This is a genomic window from Parashewanella hymeniacidonis (assembly GCF_016900895.1).
Lineage (GTDB): Bacteria > Pseudomonadota > Gammaproteobacteria > Enterobacterales > Shewanellaceae > Parashewanella > Parashewanella hymeniacidonis.
Genome location: NZ_JAFEUN010000134.1, coordinates 1 through 9,552 on the forward strand (window position 1 = coordinate 1; position 9,552 = coordinate 9,552).

The 9,552-nt window shown below is 40.0% G+C and carries 11 protein-coding genes, 4 tRNA genes and 1 rRNA gene; 12 read left to right on the forward strand and 4 right to left on the reverse strand.

What is annotated here, in order from left to right:
* Positions 1–2 precede the first annotated feature (2 nt).
* Together rrf and JQC92_RS19205 are read left to right on the forward strand one after the other, a co-directional pair.
* Positions 3–118: ribosomal RNA gene (rrf, locus tag JQC92_RS19200) — 5S ribosomal RNA — on the forward strand.
* A gap of 232 nt (positions 119–350) precedes the next feature.
* On the forward strand, positions 351–1,133 hold the full coding sequence (locus tag JQC92_RS19205; RefSeq protein WP_205001163.1) for an MBL fold metallo-hydrolase: 783 nt from the start codon (positions 351–353) through the stop codon (positions 1,131–1,133).
* Here JQC92_RS19205 and JQC92_RS19210 read toward each other — a convergent pair.
* Together JQC92_RS19210 and JQC92_RS19215 are read right to left on the reverse strand one after the other, a co-directional pair.
* Positions 1,099–1,617 (reverse strand): NAD(P)H-dependent oxidoreductase, encoded by a 519-nt coding sequence (locus JQC92_RS19210; protein WP_205001164.1) that lies wholly within the window; start codon positions 1,615–1,617, stop codon positions 1,099–1,101. The genes JQC92_RS19205 and JQC92_RS19210 overlap by 35 nt on opposite strands.
* The gene (locus tag JQC92_RS19215; RefSeq protein WP_205001165.1) at positions 1,614–2,687 is read right to left on the reverse strand and encodes a CNNM domain-containing protein; all 1,074 of its coding nucleotides are present in this window, start codon (positions 2,685–2,687) and stop codon (positions 1,614–1,616) included. Before JQC92_RS19215 ends, JQC92_RS19210 begins: the two co-directional genes overlap by 4 nt.
* A gap of 163 nt (positions 2,688–2,850) precedes the next feature.
* On the opposite strand from JQC92_RS19215, the gene nfsB reads away from it, so the two are divergent.
* A complete protein-coding gene (nfsB, locus tag JQC92_RS19220) occupies positions 2,851–3,507 on the forward strand; it encodes an oxygen-insensitive NAD(P)H nitroreductase (RefSeq protein ID WP_205001166.1) in 657 nt (218 codons plus the stop codon).
* Positions 3,508–3,565: 58 nt separating this feature from the next.
* On the opposite strand, the gene JQC92_RS19225 is transcribed toward nfsB, so the two are convergent.
* The gene (locus JQC92_RS19225; RefSeq protein WP_205001167.1) at positions 3,566–4,507 is read right to left on the reverse strand and encodes a LysR family transcriptional regulator; all 942 of its coding nucleotides are present in this window, start codon (positions 4,505–4,507) and stop codon (positions 3,566–3,568) included.
* 207 nt (positions 4,508–4,714) lie between these two features.
* On the opposite strand from JQC92_RS19225, the gene JQC92_RS19230 reads away from it, so the two are divergent.
* From JQC92_RS19230 to birA, 4 genes are all read left to right on the forward strand, one after another.
* Positions 4,715–5,131 (forward strand): hypothetical protein, encoded by a 417-nt coding sequence (locus JQC92_RS19230; protein ID WP_205001168.1) that lies wholly within the window; start codon positions 4,715–4,717, stop codon positions 5,129–5,131.
* 13 nt (positions 5,132–5,144) lie between these two features.
* On the forward strand, positions 5,145–5,459 hold the full coding sequence (locus JQC92_RS19235; RefSeq protein ID WP_205001169.1) for a helix-turn-helix domain-containing protein: 315 nt from the start codon (positions 5,145–5,147) through the stop codon (positions 5,457–5,459).
* A gap of 273 nt (positions 5,460–5,732) precedes the next feature.
* Complete coding sequence (gene murB / locus JQC92_RS19240) at positions 5,733–6,758, forward strand: UDP-N-acetylmuramate dehydrogenase (protein ID WP_239480648.1); 1,026 nt, start codon at positions 5,733–5,735, stop codon at positions 6,756–6,758.
* Positions 6,751–7,716, forward strand: coding sequence for a bifunctional biotin--[acetyl-CoA-carboxylase] ligase/biotin operon repressor BirA (gene birA, locus JQC92_RS19245; protein WP_205001171.1), 966 nt, complete (start codon positions 6,751–6,753; stop codon positions 7,714–7,716). Before murB ends, birA begins: the two co-directional genes overlap by 8 nt.
* A 16-nt stretch (positions 7,717–7,732) precedes the next feature.
* Here the strand turns inward: birA and coaA are convergent, their stop codons facing one another.
* Positions 7,733–8,683: a type I pantothenate kinase gene (coaA, locus tag JQC92_RS19250; protein WP_205001172.1), complete on the reverse strand. Its 951-nt coding sequence runs from the start codon at positions 8,681–8,683 to the stop codon at positions 7,733–7,735.
* A gap of 247 nt (positions 8,684–8,930) precedes the next feature.
* On the opposite strand from coaA, the gene JQC92_RS19255 reads away from it, so the two are divergent.
* The 5 genes from JQC92_RS19255 to JQC92_RS19275 form a co-directional block, all read left to right on the forward strand.
* Positions 8,931–9,006 (forward strand) — tRNA-Thr (locus JQC92_RS19255).
* 7 nt (positions 9,007–9,013) lie between these two features.
* Positions 9,014–9,098: transfer RNA gene (locus tag JQC92_RS19260), tRNA-Tyr, on the forward strand.
* Positions 9,099–9,140: 42 nt separating this feature from the next.
* Positions 9,141–9,214 (forward strand) — tRNA-Gly (locus tag JQC92_RS19265).
* An 8-nt stretch (positions 9,215–9,222) separates the two neighbouring features.
* Positions 9,223–9,298 (forward strand) — tRNA-Thr (locus tag JQC92_RS19270).
* 130 nt (positions 9,299–9,428) lie between these two features.
* A partial coding sequence (locus JQC92_RS19275) for a GTP-binding protein (RefSeq protein WP_239480649.1) occupies positions 9,429–9,552 on the forward strand: 124 nt, incomplete at its 3' end.

The following is a 9,552-nucleotide window of genomic DNA, read 5'->3' on the forward strand; positions in this document are numbered from 1 at the left end:
TGTCTGGTGACAATAGAGCTGTGGAACCACCTGAATCCATCCCGAACTCAGTAGTGAAACGCAGCATCGCCGATGGTAGTGTGGGGTCTCCCCATGTGAGAGTAGGTCATCGCCAGACACCAAATACGCAAATCCCCTTAGCTTAGGCTAAGGGGATTTTTGCGTTTGTCGATATACAAAACTGTCGTTATTTTATTTGAAGCTACAACAAACTTGCAAATACAGCCGATACTCAGTGAAATGTGAACACCTTAGTTCACCGCTTTGGTACTGTGAGATTAATTTTAATTAATTAGAACTCAGTTTATGTTTCTATTACCTTAACTTTTATTTCATTGAAAGTTATCCGTATGAATGTGCAACATTTCTTTCATCGACAAAGTGGAACGTTAACCTATTTAGTGTCTGTTGCTAATAACGCTGTATTAATTGATACTGTGTTGGATTATCAAGAGGGCAAAATTGGTTTTGAGTCTGCAAATGAAATTATCAATACCATTCGCACTCAAGGACTTTCGTTACAATATATTCTTGAAACTCATATTCATGCTGATCATCTCTCTGCAGCACAATACATTAAAAGTAAACTAGGTGGACAAATAGCGGTTTGTAAGAAGATTGCTCTCGTTTATGAAAACTGGAAAGTTAAACTGAATGACTGTCCATTGGCACGCTTTGACTTGTTTGTCGATAAAAATACTCAATTAAAATTGGGTACCGAGCAAATTCAAGTTTTAGAAACCCCTGGACATACCCCTGACTCTGTTACCTATAGAATTGGTAAATACTTATTTGTTGGAGATACCTTGTTTGCTCCCGAGCGAGGTACTTCGAGAGTCGATTTTCCTGGTGGAAGTGCGCATGAGTTGTATGAATCTATTGAATTGCTTTATCATTATCCTGATGGTTATCATGTGCAACTTTGTCATGATTATCCCAAAGAGCAAGAGTTACCGTATACTGACTTATTGATTGCGGATGAAAAACACAAAAATGTCATGCTAGATGAATGTGCTACAGAGCAAGAATACGTGCAAAAACGATTGGCAAGAGATGCTCAACTCTCTCTACCAAAGCTTATTGATGTTGCTGTGCCGTTTAATTTGACTCATCAATTGCCAGCATCGTTTTAAAATGTGCAATTTTATTTCGCTGTGAAGTTTCTGGCTGGTCATCTTTGCCAAAGCTAACATATAGGAGCCCAAGGTATTTCATTCCTAGATAATTGAATGTATTTTTGAACATGTCTTCAAAGCAAGTTTGTGGAATATCATCTGCTCCTGTTGCAATTACTGCTGCGCTTTTGGTTCTCAACTGTCTCCCGAGTGGTTTATGCAAATGCAATAAATCAGAGAAACGGTCGATGAACACTTTCATCTGGCCACTTGGTGCATACCAGTAAACTGGCGTTGCGAAGAGGATGAGATCATACCCTAATAATTTTTCAAATAAATTTAAGCAATCGTCATTTTGTTGTGTAATGTCGTAATTGAATGGCTGAATATTATAGTTATTGAGATTTATAATGCCGATGTCCGTGCCTTGGGCAACCCGTTCACACACTGATGCGGTATTCCCGCTATTATTGCTGCTACCAAATACAATTATTGTTTTCACTCTTCTCCTTTGTATTGAGCATCATCTCTAGGATCAATCACACTGTGTTCTTGTTTCCATTTTTCCCAACGTAAGTGTGCCGCCTGCTGCAGATCAGGGGTGTTATCGACTTCATCCATGATCTCTTCACCGAGCATGTGTTCAAATATATCTTCGAGTGAAACAACACCTTTCAAGTCGCCGTACTCATCAACAATCATCGCTAGTTGGTGTTTGTTACTGAGCATGATTTGAAGTGCCGTTGCTAGTGAGATGCTACTTAATAAAGCACAAACTGGTCTCAAGCTGCGTCCAATGCTCTCATTCCCACTGTGTTGTTTTTGGTATTTATACAATTCAAGTTTATGTACAAAGCCGACGATGTTATCTTTGTTTTGGTGATACACCAAAGCTCTAGAGAATGGGTTATTTGCATATTGTGCAAAGAAATCATCAATCGATAATGTATCAGGTACACGAAATACAACCGTACGGGGTGTTAACACTTTTGTTATTGGTGTGTGCTTTAAACTCAGAATATTCTCGAATAATTTGGATTCACCTGAATCTAGCTCACCCGTTTCGCCTGCAAGCGTGGCAATTGCTGACAGTTCTTCACGCAGTTGCGCTTCTGGCTTTTGATGGGATACGAATCGAGTAACGATACTCGATATCCATATAAACGGACTTAGAATCCAAACCATCCAATTGAGCGTATAGCCAGTTATCGATGCCAATTGTCGCCAATAAGTCGCTCCTATCGTTTTTGGAATGATTTCTGACAGTAATAAGATACCTAACGTCAGTACAGCAGAAAACACACCTAACCATTCACTGCCGAATACCACGGTTGCATGGGCACCAGCACTTGCGGCGCCAATCGTATGAGCAATGGTGTTAAGTGTAAGAATAGAAGCTAAGGGTCTATCAACGTCATCTTTCAGTTTTTTTAGTTGCTGATAAGAAGGCTTCCCCTGTTTCTTTAAATAGGCAAGGTAGCCAGGGGTAATACTGAGCAAGACGGCTTCAAAAATAGAGCACAGAAATGAAACGCCAATAGCAATAGCCACGTAAATCATTAATAACAGCATTAACTTCCCTTTCAAGTCGAGGAACTATAAACATACCCTAACTTTAAGTGAAAAACGACCTTGAGTGTTGCTTTAAAAGCACCAATGAATTGTTGTTAACGTTATCGAACATCGGATAATTTTAGTGAATAATTGCTTCATCTAATGTGAGGAGCAAAAATTAATGAATTTTAACGATATCATGTTGAATCGATACTCAACTAAAGAGTTCGACTCAAAAAAGAAAATTTCGCCAGCGTTACTTGAGCAAATTTATGCTCTGTTGCGGTTCAGCCCGTCAAGCGTTAACTCACAACCTTGGCACTTCTTGATTGCTGAAACAGCCGCTGCGAAACAGAGGGTTGCTAAGGGATCGGAAAAGTATGATTTTAATACTCAAAAAATCCTTGATGCCTCGCATGTTGTTGTCTTTTGTGCTCGGACAGAAATGAGTGAAACTTTCTTAAATCATTTAACTGAGACTGAAGATAAAGATGGCCGCTATGACGCACCTGAATTTAAAGCCATGGTACATGGTGTTCGGAAGATGTTTGTAGATTTACATCGGTTTGATTTTAAAGATTTGCAACATTGGTTAGAAAAGCAAGTCTATCTAAATATTGGTTCATTGCTTACTGGTGCTGCTGTTTTAGGCATTGATGCGCTACCAATGGAGGGTATTGATATGCCAGCGCTGGATAGTGAATTTGGATTAAGAGAGCAAGGGTTTACTGCTGTGGGCGTTGTTGCTTTAGGATATCGTAGTGAAACCGACTTTAATGCGGGTTTGCCTAAATCTCGATTACCCGCATCTGAAATCATCTCGACAATTAATGGTTAAAACTGATTATTTGAGAGTGTTTTATTATCAATTTACACTCTGGACTATTGTTTGGCCTCTAGTAAAGATTGGCATAATTATCGATGTAACTTTTCCATATCGGTGGTGTGCCAATGACACATTTTACTTCATCCAAGAATAAGTTAGTGAGTGGTGTCTGATTTCTGTGTGGATAAAGTGCATAAATTTCACCGGCATCTGCGAGTTTATGATCGGTTAACAAAGTGGTGAGGTTATCTTCTTCAATGGGACGTGTGATGGTCGACATCGCGAATTGTGCATAACCTATTCCTTCTTTAACCGCATCTAACATTGAACCAACATCATTGCTTGTAAAACGAGGTGCCATCTGACGCTTGATTAACTCTGAGCTGTTTGCAGAATTAGCGATAGAGAGTTTTCCAAGATTATATTCATTGTTGGCATAAATTACTGCGGGCAGTGCAATTAGCTCATCGACTGTTTTAGGCCTTCCGTATTCAGAAATAAACGATTTAGCCGCAAGAATAGCCAGGTTATTTGGGGCAAATTTACGTGCGATAAGATTTGAATCTCGGGATGGACCAATTCGAAACGCAATATCAAAACCTTCATTGATGATGTCAAAACGTTTGTCATCAAGCACTAACTCAATTTCTGTTTCCGGGTATTTTAACAAAAATTGATTTATCGCTTTTCTAAGATACTGTTGTCCAAATGCTGTATATCCTGTGACTTTTAGTTTTCCCTTTGGAGAGTCGTGAAAAGATTCGGCGAGCTTTTTAGTGGTTAACAATGCCTCTCGAACGGCTTGTGCTTGCTGATAAATGCTTGTTCCTGCACTGGTGAGTGATAAAGCCCGCGTTGAGCGGTTGAGCAGCCGAACACCTAATTCAGTTTCCAGCGCTTTCACTTGTTTTGAAATGACTGAACGATCAACATTGTGCAAATCAGCTACTTTAGTGAATGAGCCATATTGTACGATGTCGCACAGCAAGTCTAATTTGTTGGCTAAGTCCATGCTTTATTACTTGTAATTCAACTCTTAGCCATTGTAACCAAAATATCGACTCCGGTATCAAGTTGTTGCGCTTGATAGTAACGTATTGATTTTAAACGATTGTCATATCGATGTCGTATGTCATATTTACGAATGTCCTATCACTGTCCTTTATTGTTTGTGAAAAAAACATACCATGTACTCAGATTTAGTCACGAAGGAAAAGGCATGACTGATAAGATTAACATCGTCGGAAATGACGTTCTCAGTAAAGGTTATCAATTTAGATTTGTAGTTAATAACAATGTCATCACTACATGGGGATCATCTTGGAACGGTAAAGAAATTATCAAAGTAAATGATGAAGTAGTAAGTGAGCAACGTTCATATAAAAGGAAGTCGATTCATTTGTTTAAAGTTGATGATATCCCTTATGAGATTGAGTTCAATATGATTGATATTTTAAGGGGACACTTACAATGTACGCTGATAGAAGATGGCGTTCACGTTGAAACTCAATCTATAGCTTATAAACACCCTGATGTTTCAGGTCGGCAGATGTTAGTTGATTTTGGCAAATGGCTTTTAGCTGGTGTAGTTACTGGATTACTAATGGGTTTTATTATCGCTAACTTTGTTTTTTAAAGGGAAGTTTTAGATGGATGTTAATGCAAAAGCCATTAAAAATAGCAGACTAAAAAATGGCTGGACTCAACAGCACCTTGCTGATGCATTTGGTTTGAGCCTGCGAACCGTTCAACGTGTCGAACGCTATGGAACGGCTTCTAATGAAACAGTATTGAGCATTGCCTCAGTGATGGAGCTTAATCTTGAGGAAATCATCTTATCTATAGATGATGCAGTCACTGATGAGAACAATGTTTCTAGTAAATACCAGCAAATCGGAGTAATCACAGTAGCACTTGTTTTGGGAATGGTGATGGGAGTCGGGATCACACTTACTTTAGTTTAAGGAAAATGTCGTGCTCAAAATTGGATTTTATTTGTTAATGCTTCTCGGGCTAATCGCTATCAATGGCTATAATCTTGGCTATTTCGTTTTTAACCCAAGAATTACAGAGGTTAATTGGGTCGATGCATTCAAAGCAAGCATGGCAGCCGCTTGTTGTATCTATTTTATTTTGCAATTGATAAACCGCATTAAATCTCAACAGATTTAATCGGAGTACTGTAAAAGCGTCATTAACTCAGTACAATGACTTTTTTACCTTTAAACCGAAAGATTATGTCAGGCACTGCTCACTCTTTAACTGAATTCAATACATTAGGATTAATGCAAGGTTGTCAGCAATTGCAACGGCTTAATTCTACTGAGTCGATCATTGAGTTTTGCCGAGTTTACGACAGTCAATCACAACCCTTGTTGGTACTTGGTGGCGGTAGTAACCTTGTGCTTACGGATGATCTAGAAGGTACGGTCATTAAAATAGAATCCAAAGGGATATGTCTTTCTGAAGATAATGAATACCATTATTTGAGTGTTGCAGCGGGTGAGGACTGGTCTCGGTTTGTTGCGTCCATGGTCAATCAAGGTATTAACGGTTTAGAGAATTTAGCGCTTATTCCTGGAACTGTCGGGGCGGCACCGATTCAAAACATTGGAGCGTATGGCGTTGAGTTTGAAAAAGTGTGTGACTGGGTTGAGTTTTATCATTTACAACATAAAACAGTAACACGACTTACTGCGGCTGAGTGTCAATTTGGTTATCGGGATTCGATTTTTAAAAATGCACTTAAAAACCAGACCGTAATTTTGCGAGTAGGTTTTAAATTAACTAAACATTGGCAGCCTGTGGTTAATTATGGGCCGCTGAGTGACTTTAATGTTAAGACGATTACGGCCAATGACATCTTTAAACGAGTGTGTGAGATAAGACAAAGTAAATTGCCAGATCCTAAAGTTATTGGCAATGTGGGCAGTTTTTTCAAAAACCCTGTCGTTTCAACCGAGTGCCACCAAAATCTACTTAAACGTTATCCTGATATGGTCGCTTATTTAGTAGACAATGGTGTAAAGCTAGCCGCAGGATGGCTGATTGACCAAGCAGGGTTGAAAGGATATAAGCAAGGCAATGTTGGAGTGCATGACAAACAAGCCTTGGTACTTGTAAATCATGGAGGCGCTACAGGCACAGAAATTGTGAATTTAGCGAGTTATGTCACTGCGACAGTGCTTGATAAATTCGGAGTGGAGCTTGAAGTCGAGCCTCGCTTTATCGGAAAACATGGGGAGATTGAGTTTCATGGCTGAGCAATGGCATCGTCGTCGGCAAATACTGGCGGCATTAAATCAAACTGACTCATTTTTATCCGGTGAGGCATTAGCAAAACAGTTGGATGTATCAAGAGCAACCATCAGCAATCATGTCGATGCACTTGAGCAAGCTGGTGTTGGCATTTACAGCGTTAAAGGCAAAGGTTATAAGTTGGAAAAACCTGTGCCGCTGATTGATGGTGATGTGCTTGTACATAAAATTGATGATCGTTGCTTTTATTTTGATGAAATTGATTCAACCAACAGTTTTATATTGAAACACGCTGAAGAGCTTAAATCAGGTGATATTTGTATCGCTGAATATCAAAGTGCGGGGCGTGGTCGTCGTGGTCGTAAGTGGGCGTCACCTTATGGTAGTCACTTATACGCTTCAATGTTGTGGCAGTTTCCACAAGGTATGGCACAAGCGATGGGTTTGAGTTTGGTTGTTGGTTGTTCACTCGCAAGCGTGCTAAAAAAGCTCGGACTCGATGATGTAGCGGTTAAATGGCCGAATGATGTATATCTTGAAGGTAAAAAGCTTGCGGGTATTTTAGTTGAGATGTCGGGGCAAGCGGACGGAGAATGTAATGTAGTGATTGGGATTGGGGTTAATTTGTCAATGCCAACAACCGCAGCAGAGCAAATCGATCAACCATGGGCTGATATAGTGTCGCAGCAAGCATTGCCAGACAAAACAGAGTTTGCGATTGCGTTGCATCAACAGTTAAAAGCCGATATTCAACAATTTGAGCAATCGGGTCTACCCGCCTTTATCGAGCGTTGGCAAAAAGTCGATTTGTATTGCGATCAACCTATTAAGTTATTAATGGCAGATAATGTCACTGAAGGGATTTGTCGAGGTATTGATACTCAGGGTGCATTACTGCTTGAAGTCGACGGCGAAGTTAAAGCGTTTGTTGGTGGTGAGATCAGTGTCAGAGCAGGCTCATAGAGCCTGCCTTGTTAGCTTACTTTCTCAGTAGAACCTGATTCATAAGGTGATCACGCCCTTTACGAAGTATCAGGTTGGCTCGCTCACGAGTTGGAAGAATATTTTCCATCAAGTTCGGACCGTTGATCGAATCCCAAATATTCTCAGCAATATCGGTCGCTGCTGCATCATTAAGTTCAGCATAGTGATGAAAGTAAGAATTATCATCAGCAAAAGCGACACTTCTGAATTGTAAAAAACGTTCAATATACCATTGCTTCAGTAAGTTGTAATCAGCATCGACAAAAATCGAAAAATCCACAAAATCAGATAGAAATGGTCGATTCGTAGAGGATTGAGCATCGAGTCCTGTTTGTAATACGTTTAAACCTTCAAGGATCAGTATGTCAGGCTGATTGATCTTTTGGGTTTTGTCTGTAATACGGTCATAAGTTACGTGAGAATACAAAGGCGCATGAACTTCTGGTTCACCTGATTTCACATCAGAAATGAAATCAACCAGCATTTTCATATCATAGCTCTCAGGGAAACCTTTACGTTGCATTAAGCCACGCTCTTTTAATGCTTCTAATGGATGCAAAAAGCCATCCGTGGTGACCAGCTCAACTTTTGGGTGTTCAGGCCAATGTCGAAGTAAAGCTTGCAGAATACGTGCTGTAGTACTTTTTCCTACGGCAACACTGCCTGCAATACTGATGATGTATGGTGGCTTAGGTGCATCGTTGACTAAAAATTTATCCAAGACTTCACTGCGTTGCTGCTTAGATTTAACAATCAGGTTGAGTAAACGACTCAGAGGTAGATAGATATCAGTAACTTCAGCTAAGGATAAGCGCTCATTAATACCTTTAAGGTTGTCCAAATCGGCTTCATTTAAAGTTAATGGCACAGAGTTACGCAAGTCGCTCCATTGGTCACGACCAAATGCCATGTATAAAGCCTGGTGGGCAGATTGTGCTGAAATCATCGTTTATCTTATTCTCAAACTACAAAATTAAATCGAATGCACCATATCTTATTCATTAACATAGCTCAAACGAATAATTTTTAGTGAGTACTCTATGTGTGAACTTGTTGTTCTTTAGCATTAATTTTAAACAAAATGCTAAATTTAAGCCGAAAAAAACGTCATTTGAAACTTTTTTTTAGATAATTTGCATTTTGCTATTGCACTTGCTGCCACATTTACCTAATATCCGACTCCGAAATGATGCGCCGGCATAGCTCAGTTGGTAGAGCAACTGACTTGTAATCAGTAGGTCCCGAGTTCGACTCTTGGTGCCGGCACCATTATGATGGAGGGGTTCCCGAGTGGCCAAAGGGATCAGACTGTAAATCTGACGGCTCTGCCTTCGAAGGTTCGAATCCTTCTCCCTCCACCATCTTCATTTCAATAGGTAGTAGGTAGCCTATAATAAGGTTGCGCGGGCGTCGTATAATGGTATTACTCCAGCCTTCCAAGCTGATAACGCGGGTTCGATTCCCGCCGCCCGCTCCAATTTCGTTGCTGATATGGCTCAGTTGGTAGAGCGCACCCTTGGTAAGGGTGAGGTCGGCAGTTCAAATCTGCCTATCAGCACCATGAATTCTTCCTTAAATTGCTCCCACTATCTTAATTAAGTAAAATTAAATTTCTGTTCGATGCATTTATGCGTCGATTTTTTGCTATATAACATTCACTACCTGATAAAAAGGTTGGACTGAGGCATACCATGGCTAAAGAAAAATTTGAACGTAATAAACCGCACGTTAACGTTGGTACAATCGGTCACGTTGACCACGGTAAAACTACTCTAACAGCAGCTATCTCGCACGTTTTAACTAAAGCATTCGGTG